Below are 23,693 nucleotides of genomic sequence, written 5' to 3' on the forward strand. Positions count from 1 at the left end.
TTTGGCTGTTTTGGCCAAAACAGCCCGAAAACAGAAAGACCTCACAGGTTTTGAAAACCTGTGAGGTCTGTTCACTTACGCTTACGTGAAAGCTACACCCGTACGTGTACATCTATCAGTTCGCGCACGGTGCGCTCAATAGCGTCTGGGTCAAAGCCGCAGAGGCGGTGCAGCTCCAGTTGGGAACCGTGCTCTACAATAGTATCTGGAATACCCAGGCGCTTCACGTGGGCGTGGTAACCGTGATCCACCATAAACTCCAGCACCGCACTCCCGAACCCGCCTTGCAGGCAACCGTCTTCTACGGTCACCACTTTGTCATACTTCTGGAAGATGTGGTGCAGCAGCTGCTCGTCTAGCGGTTTGGCGAAGCGCATGTCATAATGCCCCGGACGCAGCCCGTCCAGCTTCAAGTTCTTACAAACCTCAACGGCGTAGTTGCCAATGTGCCCAATGGTGAGAATGGCTACTTCTTCGCCTTCCTGCACGGTACGGCCTTTGCCCACTTCAATCAGCTCCAGCGGGGTGCGCCACTCGGGCATCACGCCTTCGCCGCGCGGGTAGCGTATGGTGAACGGCCCCATACCGTCCTGGCTGGCGGTGTACATGAGGTTGCGCAACTCCTGCTCGTTCATGGGCGAAGAAACCACCATGTTGGGCACGCAGCGCATATAGGCAATGTCATAGTTCCCGTGGTGGGTCTGGCCATCGGCACCGGCAAAACCGGCACGGTCCAGGGTAAACACCACGTGCAGGTTCTGGAGGCACACGTCATGCACCACCTGGTCATACGCCCGCTGCATAAAGCTGGAGTAGATGTTGCAGAACGGCACCAAACCCTGCGTAGCCAATCCCGCCGAAAACGTCACGGCGTGCTGCTCGGCAATGCCCACATCCAGGGCGCGGTCTGGCATGGCCTTCATCATGATGTTCATGCTGGAGCCGCTGGGCATGGCAGGGGTTACGCCAAAGATTTTAGGGTTCTGCTCGGCCATTTCCAGCAGCGTGTGGCCAAACACGTCCTGGTACTTGGGCGGCTGCGGCGTGGTGTGGTGTACTTTGTAGATCTCACCGGTGACTTTGTCAAACAGGCCGGGCGCGTGCCATTTGGTCTGCTCTTTCTCAGCCAGGGCAAAGCCCTTGCCTTTCACGGTCACGCAGTGCAGAATCTTAGGCCCCGGAATTTTTTTCAGGTCTTTCAGCACGCTGGCCAGATGGTTCACGTCATGCCCGTCAATAGGCCCGAAGTAGCGGAACTTCAAGCTCTCAAACAGGTTGCTCTGCTTCAGGAGCGTGGCTTTGATGCCGCTCTCCACTTTAGAGGCAATCTGCTGGGCGTTAGGCCCAAACTTGCTGATCTTGCCCAGAATGTTCCAGATCTCGTCACGCACTTTGTTGTAGGTGCGGGACGTGGTAATGTCAGTGAGGTATTCTTTGAGCGCGCCCACGTTGGGGTCAATGCTCATGCAGTTGTCATTGAGCACCACCAGCAGGTCAGCGTCAGTGGCGCCGCCGTGGTTCAGGGCCTCAAAGGCCATGCCCGCCGTCATGGAGCCGTCGCCAATCACGGCAATGTGGTGGCGGTCAAACTCTTTCTTGTATTGGGAGGCCACGGCCATGCCCAGCGCCGCCGAAATAGACGTGCTGGAGTGGCCCACGCCAAAGGCGTCATACTCGCTTTCTTTCCGCTTGGGGAAACCCGAAAGGCCATTGAGTTTGCGGTTGGTGTGGAACTGGTCTCTTCTTCCGGTCAGGATTTTGTGCCCGTAGGCTTGGTGCCCCACGTCCCAGACCAGCTGGTCATAGGGCGTGTTGAACACGTAGTGCAAGGCCACGGTCATCTCCACCACCCCCAGGCTCGCCCCGAAGTGCCCGCCGTAGATAGACACGTTGTCAATGATGAATTGGCGTAATTCCTGGCATACCTGCAGCAACTGGTCTTCAGGCAGTTGGCGCAAATCGGCTGGCGAGTTGATTTTGGCCAGCAGTTCTCCGGGTTCAATCATCATAGGTGTGCGGGTTGGGTGGATAGGTATGCAACAGCAAAACGCGTGCAAAGTTTTCACTTATACGTTGTCGCATCCAGACAAACGGTAAAATTACAGATTTTTTCTTAGTGTAAACGCCACTTCCGCCCAGCGGAAATAACAGGTGCTTTGGAGTAACTTATTTTGGGTGGGTTGTATTGCGTTTTAGACCTGTTTTTCTGAAAACAGGCCGAAAACGCAACAGCATAATTCCCTCTCCCCCGGGGAGAGGGCTAGGGTGAGGGGCAGCGGTGGCTATTGGCGCAGACGCTCGCAGGTCCTCCGGACGCTACGAGGTCTTTTTGAGCAGGGCATGTCTTAAAATTCAACCAGGCTTCCCTCCCTTTAAGGATTGCCCAACCGAGGACTTCCTCTAAACGTCAGCTATTTTTGCACGCATTCCGTCCCCCTTTGAAGCGGGTAGGGGGATGATGGCTCGTGCAGAGTTACTCGTGCAGAACTACGCATTTCCGAGAATCAATTTTTCATTTCTCTATAGTAGAAGTTAATGGTTCTTCAACTGCCTTTATCATCCCCCTACCCCCTTCAAAGGGGGACAATCAGATACCGTCATTAGATTGGTGAACTTAGAAGTAGAAGGAGCTTTTTAAATGGAGTTTCTCCTGCTGGTCGGGGTTTGCAACCTCAAACCCACCATGCCGGGATTGCAAATCCGGGAGAGCAGAGGGCATATTGTTTTCCTTCAAGTTTGAGCGCAGCAGTAACTTGGAGGAGAAATGGCAGCCAGTTTTCAACTGGGGAAACACGGTTTCTGATAATGGAATACACCAGTTGAAAACTGGCTCTATGGTTAGTCACAAGTTGCCGCTATGCTCAAACTTGCGACAGTTTAAAAGATGAAAGTCACGGAAGTAACTTCCGCGCCATAGTTAAGGAATATTTCTGCTGTTTGGGATTTGAAATCCCGAACTACCTAACCAAGGATTTGTAATCCCTATACAGGCCATAAAACGGGGATTACGAATCCCCAGACACCTAAAATCAGGAAGAGCAGAGCTTCTATAAAGTCTTTCCCAACCCCTAACCAACCAGCAATTAACCAGGAACAATTTTCTGTTTTTAGCCTGTTTTCCGGAAAACAGGCCGAAAACAGAAACCGCAGTGCGGATTCATTGGCGAGTGGCGTTTCAAATGCGTATTTTTGACTTTCAAACCATTGCCGTACGCCACACGTGAGTTTCGAAATAAAGCTGCCGCTCTTTGAGGGCCCGTTTGACCTGTTGCTTTTCTTTATTGAGCGCGACGAGCTGGATATTCATGACATTCCCATCTCTACCATCACCAATGACTTTGTTGGCTACATCAGGCAACTGGAGACCATGAACATGGAGGTGGCAAGCGAGTTTATTCTCACGGCGGCCACGCTCATGCGCATCAAGGCCAAAATGCTGCTGCCCCGCTTTGAGAAAGACGAGGAAGGCAATGAGATTGACCCGCGCCTGGAACTGGTGCAGCACCTGCTGGAGTACAAGCGGTATAAAGAGGTCTTGGGTGACCTGAGTTTGCTGGAAGATGTGCGCCTGCAGCAGGAGCAGCGCGGCAACACAGATGCAGAGCTGAGCAAGATTGCCGCCAGGCACAGCTGGAGTATGAGCTCAAAGACCTGAGCCTGTTCCACCTCATGCAGAGCTTTCACAAGGCCATGCAGCGGTACGAGGACGAGCAGAACCGGCCCAAGCACACCGTTTATACGTACCCCTACACCATTGACCAGCAGCGCAACTACATCAAGAGGCGCGTGGGCACGCAGGGCGCGGTCAATTTCTCTGAACTGGTGGAGGCGTTCCCAGACAAAATTGGCCTGATCTTTAACTTCCTGGCCATCTTAGACTTACTCCAGCTCAACGAGATTGGCTTGGAGATTGCCGACGGGTTCAATAACTTCCGCATTGTGCCCTATTCTGAAACCCAGCACCTGACTGTCATAGACCATGGATCTGAATCGTAAGAAACTCCTCTCGTACTTCACCCCGCAGCGCATTCTCATTCCGGTGGTGATTGGCCTGGCGGCGATTGGGTACATGTTCTACCGTGACAGCGCCGAAATGGACTTTTCGCCGCTCTACAACGCCAAGCCGTTCTGGCTGGTGATGACGTTTGTGGTGCTTCTGGTGCGGGACTTCGGGTACATTTACCGCATTCGGTACGTGACAGAGAAATTCCTGAGCTGGCGCAAGAGCATTGACGTGATCATGCTTTGGGAGTTTGCCTCCTGCGTGATGCCTTCTGTGGTGGGCGGCTCTACGGTGGCGGCGTTTATCCTGAACAAAGAAGGCATTAGCCTGGGCAAATCATTGGCCTACGTAATGGTGACCGCCATGCTGGACAACCTCTACTTCATTATTGCCGTGCCGCTGGTCTTTTTGATCACCGCCGGAGATATTTTCCCGGAAGTCAGTGCCATGGAGTTTTCGGTGACCCGAAGCCTGGAGATTGCCTTTGTGATCAGTTACCTGCTCATTGCGTTCTATGCCTTTTTAATGGCTTACGGGCTCTTAATCAACCCTACGGCGGTGAAACGGCTGTTCCTGCGGGCCACATCTTTCCGGTTCACGCGCCGCTGGAGACCCGGCGCCTATAAAAACGGAAACGAGCTGGTGTGGGCCTCACAGCAGTTGAAAGGCAGCACGTTCAGCTACTGGGCCAACGCCGCACTTTCTACTGCCTTCGTCTGGACGGCGCGCTACTTTGTGATTAACTGCCTCATTGCTGCGTTTACTGACATCAGTTTTCATGACCACGTACTCATCTTCTCGCGCAACATGGTCTATAAGATAGTGCTGCTGGTGGCGGTCACCCCAGGTGGCGCCGGTATTGCCGAAGTGGCTTTCCCTACGTTCTTCGGGCAGTTTCTGGGCCGGTTCACCACGGTGATTATTTTGCTGTACCGCGTGGTGACATATTATCTGTACCTCATTCTGGGCTCGTTCTTCCTGCCGCGCTGGGTGTTACGCGTATTTGGTGAGCACCCACAGGATGAGGAGGAGTAAGATTCTGTTTCTGGGCTGTTTTCAGGAAAACAGCCCAGAAACAGAAATGTATCAGTAACCACACAAGTTTTCTTCTTGAGACGTACAGCCGTTATTTTATCACAATTCTGTAAGGTATAGTGTATTTCACGGCAGCCGGCACGTTGTTAACAGTTCCTGGCTTCCATCTAGGCATTTTCTGTATTACTCTTATCACCTCGGCATCAATACTTGGGTAAAGCGGCCTCACTATTTCCACATCAGTTACTTTTCCCTCGGTTGTAATTATAAAAGACACTACTACAGCGCCATTAACCCCTTGGGATTTAGACACGTCTTTAGGCATTTTGAACTTCTTAGCCATATATGTAAACATGGCAAATGTACCCCCTGGAAACTCAGGCATTACCTCCACAGGCAGTGTGCCCTTATCCTTTGGTTTCAGAAACGTCTTTTCTCCAGCTTCAATCAGGATTGGTACTGTATTTTCCTCTGGTGTAGTAACGCATGTGTACGCCATATTATAAACACACGGTTGATTATACGCCTTGTTGAAATCAAGCCAGAGACTGGCATCACCTTCTTGCGGTGCCGCCACGTTTAAGAAACGGCCAACAACCGCTGTTTCTCCCCCTGAGGTGCCATCATAGAAGGGAATAATCAAGGAATCTTGGTAAAGAAGTCCCTTCTGTTTCTCTGCCTGTTTGAAAACACCTAATTTAAAAGGCTCCCCATGTAGCTGGAAATGCACTTCTCCGAATTTAATTAACCCTGACGCTTCATCGGCGATTAGTTGGCTTTTGCTTCTCTCTTTGTCACTAACCCAAGTGGCGCTCACTTTAAAAGCGGGGTTGATGGTGAAGTAGGTGAGGCCTGCGTAGTTCTTCTTATCCTCTGATAAAAGGGGCGAATGGGTTCCATGCAATAGGCTACTGTCTTGCTTACTTCTAAAAGCAAACACCTCTTGCTGGTACTCCCAAAGAGACTGTGCTTTCAGTTCTTGAAGACAACCCAACCCAAAAAGCAAAAGAAAACAAGAAACCAATCTTGCTTTATCAAAACCAATCAGCTTTGGCATCTTTATAAAAACAGGGCTTCGTGTCTCAGAAAGCATCTCTGACAGACATAAAACAGTTCTAACTATTTCAGCTTGCCCTTTCACTTTATTCTAAAGGGCATGGTATATTTAAACCTCACCGGCTTCCCATTTTGCATGGCTGGCTTCCATTTTGGCATTTGCCTGGCCGCATGCAACACTGCCACATCTACGTCTGCCCGTAGAGGCTTGGTGATTTGAAACTCATCTAACGAGCCATCTTGGTTCACCACAAAAGAAAACTCAACAGTGCCGTTAACTCCGGCTTTTCGAGCTAAGGGAGGCATTACAAATTGAGAATTCATGAACTTCAGCAATGCGGCAAGCCCGCCGGGAAACTCAGCTATAGATTCTTGCTTTTGCATGCCCCCTGCTGCCTCAAGCTTCTGCTTTTCATAAGTCTTCACGCCTGCTTCAATGCGCACGGGGAGCCTGTTCTCTTTGGGGGGAATTGGGCAGGAGTATCCATCGCCGTAGGCGCAATAGGGATTATAGGCTTTGTTGAAATCCAGCCATACGCTGTCTTGGCTATGGGGAATTGAAAAGTCTAAGTACCGGCCGGTAGCATAGGTTTCCTGCCCGGTGGTGGCATCTGTGAACGGAATGAACAGGTACGTATGGTACTTGGGCTGCTTGATCAGCTCCTGGTTTTGGTATACGCTAAGCTTTAATGGTTGCCCCTGCAGCTGGAAGTGCAGCTCGCCGTATTTCTTATAGTCGGGCAGGTGGTCAGTAGTGGTAGGCATCTGAAATATGCCTTCTTGTGGTGTTGGGACGAATTTTGCTTTTACCCTGTAAGCCTCATCTATGGGAAAGTAGGCCAGTCCGTTAAAGGTTGCCTTCGCCTCAGGGGCAAGAGGAGACTTTTCATCGTATTGAAATACGCTGTCTTGTTTGACACGAGAAGTATGTATCTCCTCTATATACTGGGTTGTTTGGCCAAAGAGGCTAAAAGGCAACACCAATAGTAAGAGCAAACATTTAATTTTTAGGGTATTAATAGAAAAACACGCTAATTCAATATAGCTCATACTCGTAAATTGTTTCATTCAATATCTTATCTTTTCTTCCTTGTAAAATAGTTTTCAGTAAATACCCAGTATTATTATAAATACACTCATACTGTTTAACTAATTTCCCCCTCTTATTTTTGATAATCAATTTTATCATTCTCCCTTCCGCATCATACAAGTAATCATAAATATTTACTCTGTTTTGGCTATTAAGGGCGTTAATAATTTGAAGTGGCTGAAAGTTTTCATTGAGTTTTACTCTTTGCTCAGCAAGCACCTGCCCACTGTTTGAAACCTCCTTTAAAACATACCCTTCTAAAGTAGGTTCATAAATAATATTACTTGGAGGCATTTCAGAAATTACCCACCTAGCAGAATTTCTGACTGGACTTATTGGCCTGCCTGCCAAAGAATCATTTTCTACATTTTTTGGATCTAAGGCATCAAGTGCCTGCTGGGAGTCATTTCTATATCTATGATAGGAATTAGCCTGCATAACTGAATCCTGAAGCTTATCTATAGAAACTGTATCTACTCCACCTGCACTGTTAAAAAATAAAAAGTTAACCCTTTTACCGTTCTTATCAAATTCAGCACCTTCTGATCTATTGTAATGTCGCCTATCTACTATTTTCTTCTGGTGCTTCTTATAAATCCAAACATTATTTGAATCATTAAAATAAACATATTCTTGTTTAACAATGGTTGTATCTTTCCCAAAGATAGATTCACTATACAAATAACTAACATCGTTTATTAGTCTCCCTTTTGCATCATAATCTGCTACTAACACAAGCTCTTTTGGACGCAATTTTATAACCCCGGGCAAACTAACATATTTCTTGATAGTTTTAACTTGCGTTAGAATAGGAGTAGGAGGACTATCGAGTTCCCATACAGTAAAGAAGTCAGGGGTTTGCCCTAAAACAATGCTCTTACATACCACTTCAATAACAAATAGCAGCTTAACAGCTCTAATCACCATATTCTCTACTTATATTTTATTTTTCAAATTAAATTCCCGCCCTTGTTGGTGCTCTCACCAACAAGGGCAAAAGGCTTTTGTTCCATTTACTAAATAACTTCACAGCACACCAATGGGGTACGCTAACCTGTAAGGGTATTTTCTTTAATAGAAGTCATATTCATATCTGATAATCTTAACCGGCTTACCCCTCTTATAACTCCACCTGATCTCTATCAAATGCCCCTTTTCATTGTAAATATGGCTGTACTTGATGAGGAGCTTTCGCTTTCCATCCATCACAGTTTGCTCTATTTCATTTCCGGCAGAGTCATACGCATATTCTGTGATAGTCACATTGTTATACCCGCTATTTGAATTCACCACTTGGGCAACCTGCTTATTTTCATTGAAGAGCATTCGTCGCTCAGCGAGTAAAAGGCCCTCAGGATTGACCGTTCTTATGACATAACCATTAGCAATGACAGCATAATTGATGGTATTGGGGGCAATGGGATATAGGTCAGACAGCACTTTCTTGGCGTAATCAAAACGCTGCATGGAATCATAAAGTAATAGCTTCTGAAGTGGCGGATCTTTCCTCCTCATGAAAAGCCTGGCACCTTCTTCTCTCTTTATAGTCTTTACTGTTCCGTCTGGCTGATAGAGCAATACGCGGTGAACCTCCCCTTCTTCACTGTATTCATATTCTACCTCATCTTTGTAAAGCCCGTTCTTGTAGTTTTTAATAAGTTTTTTCAATCTCCCCTCCTCGTCATATTTATATTCTTGGGAGGTTTGGTAGTTAAAACTCCCAAACAGTGATTCTTCATGAACATAGGAGTGCTCCTGAATCACCCTTGCCTGTTCGTCATAAAACACTTCTTTTTCTAAAACAAAAGGCCGCATTTTCATCAAGCCAATGTTACTGACCAACACACGCATTGCTTTTACTTTTTCAGGAAGTTTATGCCCAATTAGTGTTGTGTTGTAAGAGAAAGTAGTGTGCACCAAAGATTGACCTACCGAAAAACAGACCGGAGCAAAGAACAACAACCAAAGCAAAGTAAGTCTTACCACCACTTTTAATGTCAATGTAACACCTGGACCCAACTCTCTTTCGTTTATTCTCTATGACTATAGGCCATAAGGTACGTCCATTTTTTCAAACTCTCAATAGCCGCAGATTTCCCCCAAACAAAAAACCGCCTGGCCTTACGGCCAGGCGGTTTTGCCTTATTTTGTTAAAAACAGCTTAGAAACGCTCGTCGGCAGAGAAGAAGAAGTCACCTTCAATCTGGGCGTTCTCGTCTGAGTCAGACCCGTGTACAGCGTTGGCTTCCATTGATTTGGCATAGATCTTTCTGATGGTTCCCTCTTCCGCCTGGGCGGGGTTGGTGGCGCCAATCAGTTTACGGAAGTCTACCACGGCGTTCTCTTTCTCCAGGATCATGGCTACAATAGGGCCAGAGCTCATGTAGTTCACCAGGTCACCGTAGAAAGGGCGCTCCTTGTGCACCTCATAGAACTTGCCGGCACGCTCCTCAGTGAGACGGGTTTTCTTCATGGCCACTACTCTAAAGCCTGCCTCTTCCATCATTTTGGTGATACCGCCAATGTGGTTGTCTTGTACGGCATCTGGTTTAATCATGGTGAATGTTATGTTTCCAGCCATTTTCTTCTTCGTTAGGGAATAAAAGTATAGTTAATGTGTGCAAAATTAGCAGACTTATGTGCAAAATCCACCTAGTTCCTGAAAAATACTCATGCCACAGACAGGTGCTTGATTTTATTTGGTTTGTACCTTATTTCTTTTGAATTTTGCATCTTGTATCTACCCTTTTTCTGGGTGGACGGAGAGTAGACAATGCAGCAAATCAACGCGCTACAGGAGCTTCTTGAAACTCCTAAGAAGATTATGATCACCACGCACCACAAGCCAGATGCTGATGCGTTGGGTTCGTCTTTAGGCTTGGCCGGATACCTTAAAAAGAAAGGGCACCAGGTTCAAGTCATTACCCCTTCAGATTACCCTTCTTTCCTGAACTGGATGAGCGGCAATGAAGATGTGCTGGTGTATAGTTCCAAGACAGATGCGCAGGCCCAGGCCGTCATCAAAGAGGCCGAGGTGATTTTCTGCCTGGACTTCAGTGCGCTCAGCCGCATCAACGAGCTGGGCCGGTATATTGCCCAGGCAACCGGCACCAAAGTTCTCATTGACCACCACCTGCAGCCAGAGGATTTTGCAGACATCATGTTCTCAGACACCAACGCAGCCGCTACAGCTGAAATAGTGTTTGAAGTGATACGAGACCTGGGAGACGAGTCTCTGATTGATGTTGCCATTGGCGAGTGCCTGTACGCCGGCATCATGACGGACACCGGCTCTTTCAGGCATGCCAGCACCACCCGCAATGTACACATGATCATTGCAGATCTTATTCATACGGGGGTTGACATCTGCAAAGTACACCGCAACATCTATGACAGCTACTCTGAGACCCGCCTCCGGTTTCTGGGCTATGTCCTGAAAGACAAGCTTCAGGTGGTGCGGGAATACAACACCGCCTATATTGCGGTGACCGCCGAGGAGCTGAAGGCCTATAACTCACAGACAGGTGACACAGAGGGGCTAGTGAACTTTGCGCTTTCTATTGAAGGCGTACGGTTTGCCGCCCTGTTTGTAGACCGCTCAGAGGCGGTGAAGATCTCTTTCCGGTCAGTGGGAGACATTTCAGTCAATGAGTTTGCCCGCAACCATTTTAGCGGCGGCGGTCACAAGAATGCCGCAGGCGGCATATCTTATGTGTCACTGAACGAAACCGTTGAAAAGTTTGTGAGCCTTTTACCCCTGTACAAAGAGCAACTAGTAAACTAAACCCTTTAAGACGCTATATTTAAATTAAAACCGATGTTTAAGAAATCTTTTTACCTGTTGCCTGTTCTGGCAACAGCTTTATTTGCCTCTTCTTGCAAGAACTTAGGCGAGGACAAATTTGCCAAGACTCCTTCTGGACTGGAGTATAAGCTCTATTCCCAGAACAAAGACGGTAAATATGAAGCCAAAGAATTCACCAAGGTAGACTCTACTAAGTTAGGCAAGGTGATGAGCTTTGAGATGGAGTACCGCAACAGCAAAGACTCTGTGCTTTTCAACTCCAAAGACAACGCCATGCCCATCCAGATCAAACTGGTGGAGTCTCCTAACAAAGGCAGCATTGAAGAAGCGTTCCTGATGCTGGACAAAGGCGACAGCGCGGTATTCAAAATCAATGCAGATTCCCTCTTCGCTAAAACATTCAAGAGCCCCCTTCCCCCGTTCATTGAGAAAGGCAGCTTCCTGACCTTCTTCGTAAAGTCCATCAACCTGCAGACAGAGCAGGAAGCCATGGCCGACTATCCTAAAATGATGGAGCGCCAGCAGAAAGAGCTGGAGGCACGTGCCGCCAAACAAGGCCCTCTGGATGACAAGAAGATTCAGGAGTATATCAAAGAAAACAAACTGGATGCTAAAAAGACAGCCTCTGGCGTTTACTATGTGATCACCCAGCCAGGGACCGGCGCTAACGCAGCAGATGGCAAAGTGGTAAGCGTGCAATACAAAGGCACCCTGCTGAACGGAAAAGAATTTGACTCCTCTGCCAAGTCTAACGGCGGCAACCCCATTGAATTCCCACTTGGTCAGGGTCAGGTGATCAAAGGCTGGGAAGATGGAATCAAGCAGTTCAACAAAGGCAGCAAAGGTGTTCTGTTGATTCCTTCACCACAGGGATATGGCTCCATGGCCCGTGGCGCAGATTTACCCGCCAACTCTATCCTGCGTTTTGACATTGAATTGGTAGACATCAAAGACATGCCTGCCGGTCAACCAGCCATGCCTGGTGCTCAGCCAGGTATGTAATTTTTTAGGTATGCAGCCGTTAGTTAGAAAAGGATTACTTTGGCAATGGATGCTAAGCATTTGCTTTGTTCTTGCCTTCGCCTCATGTAATGACAAGGATCCCTATGATCCTTATGCCAACTTTGATGCAGCCGCTCAAGCCAAGCTTGATGATGAACTTATTCAGAGTTATCTGAAGACCAATGGCATCACTGATACCGTTAAAACAGCATCAGGTCTATACTACAAAGTGATAGAGGCGGGAGACGGCGCCCGTCCTGTACTGGGAAACAAGATCAAGGTACATTACACTGGGAAGTTCATACAGAACAGTGTCATTTTTGAGTCAACCTATGCATCTCCGCCTCATGAGCCTCAGACTTTTGTGCTAGACACAAGATTAATCAAGGGCTGGACTGAGGGCATCCCTATGATGCGGAAAGGCGAGAAGGCCCGGCTCTGGATTCCCTCCCACTTGGCTTATGGCCTGCTGGGCAACGGCAAGATCCCAGGCAATACCCCTATCATGTTTGAGATTTACCTTCTTGACATCCTTTAAAATGCTTTACGAAAGAGGTGCCCGTACAAGGCACCTCTTTCGTTTTACACCAGGCAAGGAGGCACTACCCAGCTTTTTCCCGCAGGCCAGGGGCTTCTATCATATTTCTTAGTTGGCACCAGCCATGCGCTACGCCACCTTATAAGCAAGAAAGCATATGTAGGGGGAGGTATATTTCCCTGTCATCCAGAACGGGTCTGGGAGCAGGCAAACTTGGCAGGAGACACCCGCTTTCTTAGCTCGCCCCTGTTCCCGAAGCTCCTTTGGGAGGACAGAATGGGGGAAGGCTATCTGCCCCAATACTAGTGTAAGCGAGGAGAAACCACCTCAAGAAGGTGTTCAAGGATATCAGGCTTCTGTTTTTGGCTTGTTTTTCTAAAAACAGGCCAAAAACAGAAGGGATATCTATCCGTTAGAAATTCCCTCAATTCAGCTGCTTAGCGTTTTTATTTGAGAAATGGCGCCAGCGTGCGCCGGTGCTTCAGGGTAAAAAAGCCTCTGGTTCCGGGCTGTTTTTGGGAAAGTAGCCCCAAAACGCAGGCATAAGCGCATGCTTGCGCCATACCAGGGCCACTCATGATCTATAGCTATAGAAAATGGAAAATACGCAAATCAGCTTCACTAAAAAAAACTAGACACCCTTAACAATCTAGGGTTAATGTTCTGGCAAGGTTCTGGTGAATAGCAGCGAACGTTCAAGAAACCAAAAAAAGATTTTCTGGCTTGCTCACAGGAACCTGCTTGGGAGACAGTAAAAGTAGCGGTACGGGTTTCTTCCCCAGTATTCAGTATTTCAGTCTGAACAGGAAAGTTATTCTTATACAGGCGTACACACACCCGCCAGTATTGCTGTTTTAGGCCTACTTTCCCAAAAACAGGTCAAAAACGGAAACCGAGCCCCACTTATGAAGCCTCAGGCCCATGCTTACGCCAGTACCTCCTGCAAGAGTTACCAGGCTCCCAACTCTACCCTGCCATACGTTGGTGAGTTGAGAGTGGTGAGGTCAATCACTCAAAACTTCAGAAAGCACCGGCAGTGATTTGATATCCCCTAGTTGGTCAACATGCAACTGAAAGTACCGCACCAGCAGGTACAGGAGCTCCCTCCGTACCCTTCCGTTCTGGATATGGGCTTGCAGCCCTTGTTGCAGCACCTCCTGCAGGTAGGGTTCCAGTTGCTGAAGCTGCATCACATTTGCCCCCAATAACTTCGCCCCGCCCGCATCAAAGGCAACCTGGCTAATCATATCTTCGGCAGAGGACACCCCAAACCCCAGATAACCGGCCAACTGCAGCAAGAAGACAATGTGAAAATTCTCAAAGCCTTGCCCAGCCTCATCAAAAGCCAGGATAGACTCGTGCAGAAATGAAAACAGCGGCCGGTTCACTTCCTCTTCCTGCACTGTTTTAGCCACTATCTCAGAAAGAAACAACAAAACACTGCTCTTTCTAATGTCAAAGGCCACCGACCTGAAAGGATGGCTGCATTTGTATTCTGAAATACGGGTAAGTCCGCCGCGCGCAGAGGGATAGACCACCATATCTAACAACGTGAACGGCTGAAACAAAGCAATACGGGAAGCAGTCCCCTTCTTACGCACGCTATTCACAATGTAGCTTTGCAGCCCCAGCTCCTCAGTATAGATGCGCACAATAATGGAGGATTCACGGTACTTTATATAATTCAGGACAATGCCCCTGGTCTTTACCAGCATAGTATTTGGGGTAATAAAACCAATACGTAACGGCCAGGAGCATGTTAGCCCTCAGGCACTCTGAGAGGTATAGCGGGAATAGCCTTGCCACAGGAAGGATACAGACTTACACCAAGCCAACGGCAGGAGCTATTGAATCACCACCTTGGTCACACAGGTTTGGCCGCCATCTGATGAGGCAGCCATGACCAGGTAGACGCCCGGTTTTGCTTTTCTGCCCTTGTAATCCAAGCCATTCCAGGCGAAAGTCCCGCCCGCAGGCTTTCCCTCATAGACCAGCACGCCCGCTATGTCTGTGATCTTTACCCAACCATTATCTGGTACGCCAGAAATACCAATACTTCCCGTAAAACCTATCCGCACAGGATTGGGGAACACCTGTAAACAGTTGTCTTTCAGGGTTTCTGTCTTAGTGGCGGTTCCGCGGTAAATGGCAACCCCACCTTCAGTACCCACCAGCACCTCACCGGTGGCATGGTTAATGGAAATACCAATGATTTTGTCTGACGGCAAGGGGCTGTTCCTGGTAGTAAAGTTAGAGATAAGCTCCTCCCCTGTCTCGTTGAACAGCCACAGCCCTGTATCAGTGCCTATCCATTTGCGGTTACCGCCATCAACGGCTATGCTCCTGATGATCTGCCCCTGCAGCAGCGGTCTACGTTCATAAATTGGCAGATAAGCGCCTGCGTAGGCGGCCGTAAAAAGATCTGCTGAACTGGTAAACACCGCTACCCCGTTGCCGGTCCCCACCCAGACGTCACCGTTCTGGTCCAGGGCCAGGCTAAACACCTGCGCACTTGGCAAACCACCGGTCCCTCCGGAACCAATATACTTGTAGTCTCCGGTAACATCATCATACACCACTAACCCGGCACCGCTGGCGTTGGTACTGGTGGTTACCCACTTATACCCCATGTCATCTACCAGAATCTTATCCAGGTTACTGCCCAACCCAAAGCCTCTTAAGGTGTGAGCGGTCCAGGTGCCGTCAGGTTTTAGCTCAAAAATACCGGGGCTGTTAGGCTGCTGGTTCCGGTTGACTAACCACAGGCTCCCGGCCGGGTCAACCGCCAGCCCGGTAACTCTTATATACTCACGGTCTTGGGGGTAGAGGGAACTAAGCAGCGGGCTGTTGGCATTGTTGTACAGCGTCACCTCATCGCCGTTCCACTCCAGCAGCCCCAGGCCGTAGGCGGCAATATAGAATTTGCCCGTAACGGGGTTTCTGATGGCGGCCACCAGATCCCGCAGGTTCCTTGGAATCTGTTGCGAGATGTTTCCGCTGTAATTTTTCCACTGCCCGTTCTGCAACTGATAAAAGCCGGTCATAGAGCCGCGCTGCAAGTAAGCCTGGCTGTACCCGCCGCCCAATACGGTAAAGGCAGTTGGCTCAGCATAGACCCCAAACACCTCTACATAAGCCGGACCGTTGGGCATAAAAGCTTCTATGGCACTGGCTGAAACACGTACCAACCCATTCTGGTAACTGGCCGCCCATTGGCCGCCCTCCCTGGCCGGAATGGCCATGCGAAGATCCTGAAGCAATGGGTCAGCCTTCACCGTGACCTGCCCTGCGGCAGTCACCTCAACCACCTCACGGGTACTGGCAATGACCAACCTGCGGCCGTTTGACTCCATTGACTGGAATTGGTTGTCTGAGGTTGAAAAGGAGGCTTTGCCCCAAACCACGCCGTTAAACCGGTAAACGCCTCTTTCATTCACGCCCACGTAGACACTTCCGCCCAAGGCGGCTATAGTCTTGCTGCCATTCGCCCCCACACCAGAGGGCAGCCCCTGTGCCGGGCCAAACCTCCGCCAGCTTTTATAGTCCAATAGATTGGTACTGGAAAGCCTTGCCCCCATGATGCCCCTGGAGGTGGTGATGTACAGGCTGTCATTGAGCACCGCAGAAGAGAACACTTCTACCAGCTCCCCCTGCTCGCCCAGATTGCTGTAGGTGTCTTTGATCTCCAGTTTCACCAGATCCAGCACCACCAGTCCGAAAGAGGTTGCCAAATAGGCTTTCTTCTCATGGGTAGACAGGTGGTGAATCACCTTCACCCCGGGCATTGATTTTCTGAGAAGCTCGGTCAGGTTCACCACCCTGCCTTCTCTGACCAGATCCAGGTTGGTGTTCTCATAAGCCACTATCAACGTAGCGGTTACTGAATCATATTTAACCGTGCTCAGGTTCACATCACTGAAGCCGTCATTCCTGGAAAGCACCTGTAAGGCGTTGCCTGCTTTGACCAGCCTGAAAAAACCATCTTCAGTGGCACAATATATGGCATTGGGGGTTTCAGCGATGGCCTTGGCCCTGTTATGAGGCACATGCACTTGCCAGCCGCCTAACGGCAGCCCGGTTGACTGGGCAACCGCCCAGAAGCTCCCCAACAGGCAGGCGAGCGTAAAGACGAATCTTGAAAAAGAGGTAGCCATCATAGGCAAAGATACAGAGAGCCTCTGCGTTTTAGATCTACTTTTTAAAAACCAAGCCAGAAACGGCAAAAGGCGTAGTTACATTTGTCTTATGCGCGGCAAACTGGCAAGGGGCAAAACCTGCCTTTGTCCTTTTCTCCCGCCACAGCGCGGCTATGCTGCCCCAAAGTGCTGCAGAAGCACCTTTCGCGGCAAATTTTTGCCTGCCCCTCCAAAAGCTTATTAAGCGCTAATGCAGTACCAACATAGAACAGATACCGGTTACCATAATCCCTTTGCAGAGCCAGCTCAGTTGCGTGAACTCCCGCTTCCGGTCTGCATAATACAGCTGTCTCAACAACACCACCGTTGGCAACACCACCCCCACAAACAAATACATGGCAAACAGAGGTTCGTGCCAGCGCTCTGTGATTACATAAAGCGTAAACAGCAGAAATATTGCCAGCAGCAGGTAGAGCACCCACTTTGTTTTTGGGATTCCCAGCACAATAGGGAGGGTACGGCACCGGAAGGAGGCGTCTCCCTGCACGTCTTCCATATCTTTGATGATCTCACGTATCAAGGATATCAGAAAAGAAAACACCCCGTACGCCCACACCGCCAGCGTGGCCTTGTCTGCCTGCAGCGGCACCACCAGCACCATGGCCGCCGACAGCAGCGCAATGGTGGCGTTGCCCAGAAAGGGGCGTTTCTTGAACTGGGCAGAGTAGCCCCACAACAACATTGCCGCCCCAAACATGACCACGCCCACCCGCACGCCCAGTAAAATACCCAGGAATACACCTGCCGCCGATAGATAGAGGTGTATCATCATGGCCTTTCTGCGGGAAAGCCCCTTGCCTACCACAATACGGTCTGGCTTGTTAATGCGGTCTATCTTCAGGTCATAGTAGTCATTGATGATATAGCCCGCCGCTGCCACGCACAGGGTAGCCACCAGTAAGACCAGAAACGGCCAGGAAATTGCCTGATCCCACGTACGCTCCGGAAAAACCAGATACTGGCGCACCAGCAGCTGGGCCAGCAGCATGATCACTAGATTAGGAAACCGGATGAGGGAGAGAAAGTTCTTCACAAGCTGAGCGCGGTTGAACTTAAAGTTACGCGTTGTCCCGCACAAAACGAAAAAAGCCCCTGTGGCAGGGGCTTTTAGATGAGTTTACAAAATGAGTATGATGCGTAAAGGTGTTAGATTTTCTTCACGTTAACCGCGTTGATGCCTTTTTTACCTTCTTTGGTGTCGAACTCTACTTTGTCGTGCTGTTGGATCTGGATACCATTGAGGCCTGTAATGTGTACGAAGAAATCCTCATTGGTGCCTTCTTCTGTGATAAAGCCATAGCCTTTGCCTTCGTTGAAGAATTTAACAGTTCCTGTTTTCATAAAAATTTAAAAAATGAAATAGTGAATGATTCTGTAAATATATGATTATTATCCAAAAAGCAAACTTTCTTTACAATAATTAAAAAACAAGTATAAATACGGTTTTAACCACGCTACCAGCGTTTTTGCAGTTTCATCACCATTTCAATGACCTCGCGCACGGCACCCTTTCCGCCCTCTGCGGTGGCCACGTACTGACTGATGTCACAGATGTCTATGGCGGCGTCTGCGGGACAGGCAGAGATGCCGCAGTGCTGCATCACCTCCAGGTCTGGCATGTCATCACCCATGTAGAGCACCGCCTCCGGGTCAATGCCGTGGTAGTACAGGTAGTTCTGGAACACATCCAGCTTGTCTTCTGCACCCAGGTAGATGTCTTTGATGTCAAGTGACTCCAGGCGCTTGCGCACCCCCGGCTCGTTACGGCCAGAGATAATGGCCACCCGGTAGCCTTTTTTAAGCGCATGCCTGATGGCGTACCCGTCTTTGATGTTAAAAGCCCGCGCCTGCTCACCCGTTGAGAAGCACAGCAGGGTGCCGTCTGTCATGACGCCGTCCACGTCAAAGATAAAGGTGGTGATGTTTCTGAAGTCTGGAAGTGCTTGCATAGGTATGCTTCCGAAGGAATGGAAAGAAAAAATTCCTGTTTCTGGCCTGTTTTCTGAAAAACAGGCTGAAAACAGGAATTTAAACGTGATGTTTATTATTGGTTATCGCGCCACTCATACACCCACTTGGCCTGAATCTGCTCCAGATGCCCCTCATTGGCCTGCTCACGGGTACCTTCAAAATTTGGCAGGGATAAGACCCACTCCATCAGGTCAGTGAACCGGATGCGGTAGATTTTGCTTTCGCCAAACTCATCCCCAAACTTTTCATACAGCGCCATGGCAATGTCTTCATGGTCGCTCCACTTCATAGGGGGTTCATATAGATTACTCATATTCTCTTTCGTTAATAGTTGATAGTTGTTTGTTGGTAGTGCTGGGGGGAGTTCCTTCGCCTGAAAAACAAATCACGAACCTCCAATGCCTAACCACTACAGATTAATGCCCCAGGAAGTCCTGCTTGGGAATAGTGATGACCAGATCCTGGCCTCCCTGCACCACGCACTGGCAGGCCAGGCGCGAGTTGATTCTGGGGTTCACGGCACGGTCAATGAAATCCTCCTCGGCATCTGAGATCTCGGGCAGGTCATCCATGCCGCTTTCTACGTAGACATGGCACGTACTGCAGCCGCACACCCCGCCGCAGTTGTGCTGCAGCTGTATGCCATTGTTCAGGGCCACGTCCAGCACTGACTCGCCCTCTGCCCCCAAATGGGTCTCATCTGGCTTGCCGTCTACAAACTTATATGTAATAGTAACAACTTTCATGTCAGTATTCTTTAAAGGTGCAAAGGTAGGCATAGCCGCGCCCTAATCAAAACAGCCGGTTTCCCTAAGGGAACCGGGAAACAGGACCCAATCAGACACCCAAACCATCGCCTTCTCCCGCACCAGCTTTGCCGTTTTGGGGCTGTTTTCTGAAAAACAGCCCCAAAACAGAAAAAACACGCTTACTCCTACTTTACTGCGGCGGCGGCTAAGGGTTACCCACCGCCTTGCCCGCATCTGCTTTCTGGCCAGCTGTAGTTTGAATACTGGCGGTGAGGGCCTGGTAAAGCTGCTGGTACTGCGGCGTCTGCGCCAGCAAACGCAGATGGGCCTCCAGGGTGTCCTGGTCCCCGCGCTGGGCCGGCCCGGTCTGCACCTCAAAAGGGTTGAATTGAAACGCCTTGTGCATAGTTTCCTGCACCAATGGCTGCAGCAGGGTTACCGGCAGCGCCGCCTTCTGCAAAATTTCCTGCGCCACCCCCCACAGATGGTTGGTGAAATTACACGCAAACACTGCTGCCACATGCAGTTGCTTTCTCTCTGCCCCGGCCATTTTCACCACCTGCTGGCTCAGAGCCCGCCCCAGGTTCAGCAATTGGTTTTCTGCTGCGTCACAAGAAGCCTCCACACAGATGGGAATTCGCGCCCAATCTACCTCCTTCTCCTTACTGAACGTCTGCAGCGGGTAAAAAACACCCGTCTCTACACCTGTTAAAGTGCTGAGCGCCTCCCGCGGCAACGTACCTGACGTATGCGCCACCAGCGCCTCCGGCGGAAAAACGGCTTGTTGCAAGACTGGCTGAACCGCCTGGTCAGGCACCGCTATCAAATAGACATCGGCGGGAGCCGCGCTCAGGAAATCCAGGGAATCTGTGGCTGCCGCCGAAGGAAGAGCCTGTGTCAGTTCCTGGGCAGAGCCCAAGGTACGGCTGTACACCACCGTCACCTCTTCACCAGCCTTTACCAGCCCCTTTACCAGATGCGTGGCCACGTTCCCTGCGCCAATAATGCCTATTTTCATGCTTAATCCTGAATTTGAAACGGCGCTAAGATAACAGCTTCTGCGGCCTCTTGGCTTTAGTTGAGATGGAAGTTGCGTTTTCGGCCTGTTTTAGCCAAAACAGCTCATAAACGCATCTGCGGAGTTCCTTCTCCCCCTGGGAGAAGGGTAGGATGAGGGAAAATGCTGTTCAAGTTGTAGGTGCTGATATACATAAGCAAGCCTTTCTCCACAATTTACACTTGGCACGGGTCTCCAGACTCATGCCGATGGATGGGCGGAGTCTCCAGACACCCGTTTATCTCCTTGTGGTTCCCGGCAAGTCTGGAGACTCGCTTCATCCCAAGTCACGAGACTTCAGTCTCGCGCCAGTTCTATTTCCAAATTCAAATTTTAGCAATCCATCCTCATCAACTCCTCAAAGACCTCGTAGCGTGCGCAGCTCCTACGTGCGTCTGCGCCAACTGCCCTTGTTTCATAGCCAGTATTGCTCCCTAGCCCTCCCCCCCGGGAGAGGGAATGCCGCTTTTGCGTTTTTGAGCTGTTTTGCCCAAAACAGGCCAAAAACGGAAGGCACAAAAAAGACCCCGGAAGTAAACCTCCGAGGCCTTGTTTTATAAACTTAGAAGAAAGGTTAAACCAACTGTTTCTCGCGTTTAACGGCGGCTCCTTTTCCGGTTAGCGTTGACACAGGATTATTTTTTCCGTCTTTGTAATGCCGCACTATGGCCATCACAAACCCGAGGCTCATCACCAAGGTACCAATCCAGAGAATGCTGATGAACGGTTTCTCCATGGCTTTCAGAATGATGTAGTCTTTCTGGGTGGTATTCACGCCAATGGTAAACTCGCCGTTTTCAGGGTCAATGTTCATGAGCATGATACGGAGCCCCAGGTCCTCAATTTCTTCTGGTACGCGCCCCACCATCTTGTCTCTGATGGCATAGATGGGGTGCGCGTGGTAGGTGCGTTTCTCGCCCAACACCTGCATGTCTGCCTGCACCGCCACATCATTTGGCCCCAGGTTCAGCAGCAGGGTGTCTTTGGCTGGCTCAATGCCGTGCAGCACCGCCACGTAATCATTCACAAAGATGGTGTCGCCCATTTTGACCTTGTACTCCTTCAGCTCGCTCCACTCTTTCTCCTCTTCCGGGTCTGGGATGGTAGATACGTGGGTGTAGAGGTCTTTGGTGCCAAACATCTTGATATCTGGTGAGGCCAACAGCCCCATTTCAGGGTTTACCTGTGCCCGTGGGTATAACAAGAAGGCTTCCTTGGTCTCGCGGTTCTTATATTCTACCTGGTAATACGTGTTCTCCGGATAGATATTCACGGTGTCACCGGCTGTGTACACCACTTTGTCCCCGTCTTTTAGCGGACCGCGGGCAATGGCTTTGAATTCATCTGCGATCCTGAAAAGCTGCTGCTTGTTTACGTACTCCGGCAGGCCTTCTACTTCCAGATACTGCCCCTTGTAAGTTACCGTATACGGGCCCATGTCTGTGGGGGCGTTTCTCCAGAGCAGCACATTGTCCCGGTTGATTTCGTCACCAAATTCACGGGCATACACCATGCCTGACATGTTTTTGGAGATGATGTTAGAGTAGCCCGCTGAGAACAGAATCCCTAGCAGCATGAGCGCCACCCCAATGTGTGCCACCGCACCACCGGCAATGGAAACCCGCTTTCTGAGCACCCCAAACACAATAGACAGGTTGCTGAAGATGGCGTAAAGCGCGGTGATCAGCAACACAATGTATTTAGGCGTGTCAATTCTATCCAGTACCCCAAGCTTGCCCAGAAGCAGGATCAGGCTGGTGAACAGGAACGTGAGCATCAACGGCAGCATGAACACCTGAGACAGCTTCTCACCGGCGTTCTGCTTGCGCCACCAAAGCAGCTGCCCCGTACCAGACAGAATGGCAATGGCCACACCCAGCCACAGCTGCGCGTTGGTGTAGTGCTGAATCTGGTCTGCGGGCAGGGCCACGTTGGTTTTCACGCCAATGAAGCCCATGAATGAGTTGTACACTGGGATGGAGGTGGTAAACAGCACCTGGAAGGCTCCCAGACACAATACAGCGGCGCCAATGAACACCCAGAACTCCCCAGAATACGTAGCAATCTCTTTGTCTGTAGCCGGGATTTTCTTCCAACGGTACATCAATAAACCTATTGAGAGCACCAGGAATGCCGCCAAATAAGTGAACAGCTGGCCAGAAAGGCCAAGGTCTGTAAACGAGTGGACAGAGGCATTTCCTAAGATACCGCTACGCGTTAAGAAAGTAGCGTACAAGACTAACAGGAACGATGTGATGAACAGGATAAACGTAGCCCGCAGCGCGGTTCTGCTCTTGCGGTAGGCCAACAGCGTGTGAATAGCCCCCACCAGCACCAGCCATGGTATATATACCGCGTTCTCCACGGGGTCCCAGTTCCAGTAGCCGCCAAAGTTCAGGGTTTCATAGGCCCAGTAGGCCCCCATCATAATTCCAATACCCAGGACCACGGCGGCAAACAGCGCCCAAGGCAAGGCAGGCTTGGTCCAGGAAGAGAAGTCTTTGCGCCAAAGGCCAGCCATGGCAAATGCAAACGGCACCAGGGTAGCGGCAAAGCCTAAGAACAGCACCGGCGGGTGAATCACCATCCAGTAGTTCTGCAGGAGCGGGTTCAGACCGGTACCGTCTTTGGGAACAAAGTTGGGGTCCATCTGGAACACGGGCGCCTCTGTCATGAAGTCACGCATGAGAATGAACGGAGAGGAACCAATTTTCAGGTCACCAATCACCACGCCCAGGATCATAGACGTCAGGAACAGCTGCACAAACGAGAAAACCGCCATCACAGGCCCTTCCCACTTCTTCCCAAACCGGATCAGCACCAGCCCCAGCAGTGCGTGCCAGAAAATCCAGAGCAGGAATGACCCCTCCTGGCCCTCCCAGAAACAGGAAATCATGTAATGCACCGGCAGGTGGTTAGACGAGTGGCTCCACGCGTAATGGTACTCATACCGGTGCTCGTAAATAATATTGAAAAGGCAGAACACAATGCCCAATACCGCCAGCACGTGCACATAGAAGGCGCCACGGGCCAACTTGCGCCAGGAGGCATGCTCTGCTGAAAGCTCAGCCGCGTTGGTAGAGAAGAAATACGCCAGGGAGGATACCAGCGCCGCCACAAAGGCGAGAATCACACTGTAGTGACCTAAATCACCTATCAAAGTATTAACCATTTGTAATAGTCTTGAGTCC

General features: G+C 49.9%; 19 protein-coding genes and 1 pseudogene. 5 read left to right on the forward strand and 15 right to left on the reverse strand.

Going from position 1 to position 23,693, the window contains the following annotated elements; translation table 11 throughout:
• Nucleotides 1-92 precede the first annotated feature (92 nt).
• Nucleotides 93-2,009, reverse strand: coding sequence for a 1-deoxy-D-xylulose-5-phosphate synthase (gene dxs / locus A8O25_RS18100; protein ID WP_066837877.1), 1,917 nt, complete (start codon nt 2,007-2,009; stop codon nt 93-95).
• 1,211 nt (nt 2,010-3,220) lie between these two features.
• On the opposite strand from dxs, the pseudogene A8O25_RS18110 reads away from it, so the two are divergent.
• Nucleotides 3,221-3,996 (forward strand): annotated as a pseudogene (locus A8O25_RS18110) (segregation and condensation protein A).
• The gene (locus A8O25_RS18115; protein ID WP_066837883.1) at nt 3,980-5,038 is read left to right on the forward strand and encodes a lysylphosphatidylglycerol synthase transmembrane domain-containing protein; all 1,059 of its coding nucleotides are present in this window, start codon (nt 3,980-3,982) and stop codon (nt 5,036-5,038) included. Before A8O25_RS18110 ends, A8O25_RS18115 begins: the two are co-directional and overlap by 17 nt.
• A 91-nt stretch (nt 5,039-5,129) precedes the next feature.
• On the opposite strand, the gene A8O25_RS18120 is transcribed toward A8O25_RS18115, so the two are convergent.
• From A8O25_RS18120 to A8O25_RS18140, 5 genes are all read right to left on the reverse strand, one after another.
• Nucleotides 5,130-6,095 (reverse strand): TonB family protein, encoded by a 966-nt coding sequence (locus tag A8O25_RS18120; protein WP_161947790.1) that lies wholly within the window; start codon nt 6,093-6,095, stop codon nt 5,130-5,132.
• Between the two features lie 80 nt (nt 6,096-6,175).
• Nucleotides 6,176-7,144 carry a TonB family protein gene (locus A8O25_RS18125; protein ID WP_082893743.1) on the reverse strand — a complete coding sequence of 323 codons (969 nt, stop codon included), beginning with the start codon at nt 7,142-7,144 and terminating at the stop codon, nt 6,176-6,178.
• Nucleotides 7,131-8,111 (reverse strand): hypothetical protein, encoded by a 981-nt coding sequence (locus A8O25_RS18130; protein ID WP_066837892.1) that lies wholly within the window; start codon nt 8,109-8,111, stop codon nt 7,131-7,133. The genes A8O25_RS18125 and A8O25_RS18130 overlap by 14 nt, the downstream gene beginning before the upstream one ends.
• Nucleotides 8,112-8,255: 144 nt before the next feature.
• Complete coding sequence (locus A8O25_RS18135) at nt 8,256-9,173, reverse strand: hypothetical protein (protein WP_153042821.1); 918 nt, start codon at nt 9,171-9,173, stop codon at nt 8,256-8,258.
• 172 nt (nt 9,174-9,345) lie between these two features.
• A complete protein-coding gene (locus tag A8O25_RS18140) occupies nt 9,346-9,765 on the reverse strand; it encodes a nucleoside-diphosphate kinase (RefSeq protein WP_066837896.1) in 420 nt (139 codons plus the stop codon).
• A gap of 192 nt (nt 9,766-9,957) precedes the next feature.
• Between A8O25_RS18140 and A8O25_RS18145 the strand changes: the two genes are divergently transcribed.
• The 3 genes from A8O25_RS18145 to A8O25_RS18155 are packed head-to-tail and all read left to right on the forward strand — an operon-like array spanning nt 9,958 to nt 12,529.
• The gene (locus A8O25_RS18145; RefSeq protein ID WP_066837898.1) at nt 9,958-10,968 is read left to right on the forward strand and encodes a DHH family phosphoesterase; all 1,011 of its coding nucleotides are present in this window, start codon (nt 9,958-9,960) and stop codon (nt 10,966-10,968) included.
• 33 nt (nt 10,969-11,001) lie between these two features.
• A complete protein-coding gene (locus tag A8O25_RS18150; RefSeq protein ID WP_066837901.1) occupies nt 11,002-11,991 on the forward strand; it encodes an FKBP-type peptidyl-prolyl cis-trans isomerase in 990 nt (329 codons plus the stop codon).
• Between the two features lie 10 nt (nt 11,992-12,001).
• Nucleotides 12,002-12,529: an FKBP-type peptidyl-prolyl cis-trans isomerase gene (locus A8O25_RS18155; RefSeq protein ID WP_082893744.1), complete on the forward strand. Its 528-nt coding sequence runs from the start codon at nt 12,002-12,004 to the stop codon at nt 12,527-12,529.
• Between the two features lie 1,004 nt (nt 12,530-13,533).
• On the opposite strand, the gene recO is transcribed toward A8O25_RS18155, so the two are convergent.
• From recO to ccsA, 9 genes are all read right to left on the reverse strand, one after another.
• The gene (gene recO, locus A8O25_RS18160) at nt 13,534-14,244 is read right to left on the reverse strand and encodes a DNA repair protein RecO (RefSeq protein ID WP_066837907.1); all 711 of its coding nucleotides are present in this window, start codon (nt 14,242-14,244) and stop codon (nt 13,534-13,536) included.
• Between the two features lie 129 nt (nt 14,245-14,373).
• Nucleotides 14,374-16,686 (reverse strand): type IX secretion system anionic LPS delivery protein PorZ, encoded by a 2,313-nt coding sequence (gene porZ / locus A8O25_RS18165; protein WP_066837910.1) that lies wholly within the window; start codon nt 16,684-16,686, stop codon nt 14,374-14,376.
• Nucleotides 16,687-16,912: 226 nt separating this feature from the next.
• Complete coding sequence (locus tag A8O25_RS18170; protein ID WP_066837913.1) at nt 16,913-17,758, reverse strand: geranylgeranylglycerol-phosphate geranylgeranyltransferase; 846 nt, start codon at nt 17,756-17,758, stop codon at nt 16,913-16,915.
• A 113-nt stretch (nt 17,759-17,871) separates the two neighbouring features.
• Nucleotides 17,872-18,066 carry a cold-shock protein gene (locus A8O25_RS18175; RefSeq protein ID WP_066837916.1) on the reverse strand — a complete coding sequence of 65 codons (195 nt, stop codon included), beginning with the start codon at nt 18,064-18,066 and terminating at the stop codon, nt 17,872-17,874.
• Between the two features lie 113 nt (nt 18,067-18,179).
• A complete protein-coding gene (locus A8O25_RS18180; protein ID WP_066837920.1) occupies nt 18,180-18,674 on the reverse strand; it encodes a KdsC family phosphatase in 495 nt (164 codons plus the stop codon).
• A gap of 95 nt (nt 18,675-18,769) precedes the next feature.
• Nucleotides 18,770-19,009 (reverse strand): Fe-S cluster assembly protein IscX, encoded by a 240-nt coding sequence (iscX, locus tag A8O25_RS18185; RefSeq protein ID WP_066837922.1) that lies wholly within the window; start codon nt 19,007-19,009, stop codon nt 18,770-18,772.
• 103 nt (nt 19,010-19,112) lie between these two features.
• Entirely contained in the window at nt 19,113-19,442 is a 330-nt protein-coding gene (locus A8O25_RS18190; RefSeq protein WP_082893747.1) for a 2Fe-2S iron-sulfur cluster-binding protein, read from the reverse strand.
• A 208-nt stretch (nt 19,443-19,650) separates the two neighbouring features.
• On the reverse strand, nt 19,651-20,463 hold the full coding sequence (locus A8O25_RS18195; RefSeq protein WP_066837925.1) for a Rossmann-like and DUF2520 domain-containing protein: 813 nt from the start codon (nt 20,461-20,463) through the stop codon (nt 19,651-19,653).
• Between the two features lie 613 nt (nt 20,464-21,076).
• Nucleotides 21,077-23,674 (reverse strand): cytochrome c biogenesis protein CcsA, encoded by a 2,598-nt coding sequence (gene ccsA, locus A8O25_RS18200; RefSeq protein ID WP_066837929.1) that lies wholly within the window; start codon nt 23,672-23,674, stop codon nt 21,077-21,079.
• Nucleotides 23,675-23,693 lie beyond the last annotated feature (19 nt).

The sequence above is a fragment of the Rufibacter ruber genome (genome assembly GCF_001647275.1).
Lineage (GTDB): Bacteria > Bacteroidota > Bacteroidia > Cytophagales > Hymenobacteraceae > Nibribacter > Nibribacter ruber_C.

What these genes read in the sequence shown, in the direction of transcription:
- dxs (WP_066837877.1), bottom strand. Translation starts at nt 2,009, where the DNA reads ATGATGATTGAACCCGGAGAACTGCTGGCCAAAATCAACTCGCCAGCC.
- A8O25_RS18115 (WP_066837883.1), top strand. Translation starts at nt 3,980, where the DNA reads ATGGATCTGAATCGTAAGAAACTCCTCTCGTACTTCACCCCGCAGCGC.
- A8O25_RS18120 (WP_161947790.1), bottom strand. Translation starts at nt 6,095, where the DNA reads ATGCCAAAGCTGATTGGTTTTGATAAAGCAAGATTGGTTTCTTGTTTT.
- A8O25_RS18125 (WP_082893743.1), bottom strand. Translation starts at nt 7,144, where the DNA reads ATGAGCTATATTGAATTAGCGTGTTTTTCTATTAATACCCTAAAAATT.
- A8O25_RS18130 (WP_066837892.1), bottom strand. Translation starts at nt 8,111, where the DNA reads ATGGTGATTAGAGCTGTTAAGCTGCTATTTGTTATTGAAGTGGTATGT.
- A8O25_RS18140 (WP_066837896.1), bottom strand. Translation starts at nt 9,765, where the DNA reads ATGGCTGGAAACATAACATTCACCATGATTAAACCAGATGCCGTACAA.
- A8O25_RS18145 (WP_066837898.1), top strand. Translation starts at nt 9,958, where the DNA reads ATGCAGCAAATCAACGCGCTACAGGAGCTTCTTGAAACTCCTAAGAAG.
- A8O25_RS18150 (WP_066837901.1), top strand. Translation starts at nt 11,002, where the DNA reads ATGTTTAAGAAATCTTTTTACCTGTTGCCTGTTCTGGCAACAGCTTTA.
- A8O25_RS18155 (WP_082893744.1), top strand. Translation starts at nt 12,002, where the DNA reads ATGCAGCCGTTAGTTAGAAAAGGATTACTTTGGCAATGGATGCTAAGC.
- recO (WP_066837907.1), bottom strand. Translation starts at nt 14,244, where the DNA reads ATGCTGGTAAAGACCAGGGGCATTGTCCTGAATTATATAAAGTACCGT.
- porZ (WP_066837910.1), bottom strand. Translation starts at nt 16,686, where the DNA reads ATGATGGCTACCTCTTTTTCAAGATTCGTCTTTACGCTCGCCTGCCTG.
- A8O25_RS18175 (WP_066837916.1), bottom strand. Translation starts at nt 18,066, where the DNA reads ATGAAAACAGGAACTGTTAAATTCTTCAACGAAGGCAAAGGCTATGGC.
- A8O25_RS18180 (WP_066837920.1), bottom strand. Translation starts at nt 18,674, where the DNA reads ATGCAAGCACTTCCAGACTTCAGAAACATCACCACCTTTATCTTTGAC.
- iscX (WP_066837922.1), bottom strand. Translation starts at nt 19,009, where the DNA reads ATGAGTAATCTATATGAACCCCCTATGAAGTGGAGCGACCATGAAGAC.
- A8O25_RS18190 (WP_082893747.1), bottom strand. Translation starts at nt 19,442, where the DNA reads ATGAAAGTTGTTACTATTACATATAAGTTTGTAGACGGCAAGCCAGAT.
- A8O25_RS18195 (WP_066837925.1), bottom strand. Translation starts at nt 20,463, where the DNA reads ATGAAAATAGGCATTATTGGCGCAGGGAACGTGGCCACGCATCTGGTA.
- ccsA (WP_066837929.1), bottom strand. Translation starts at nt 23,674, where the DNA reads ATGGTTAATACTTTGATAGGTGATTTAGGTCACTACAGTGTGATTCTC.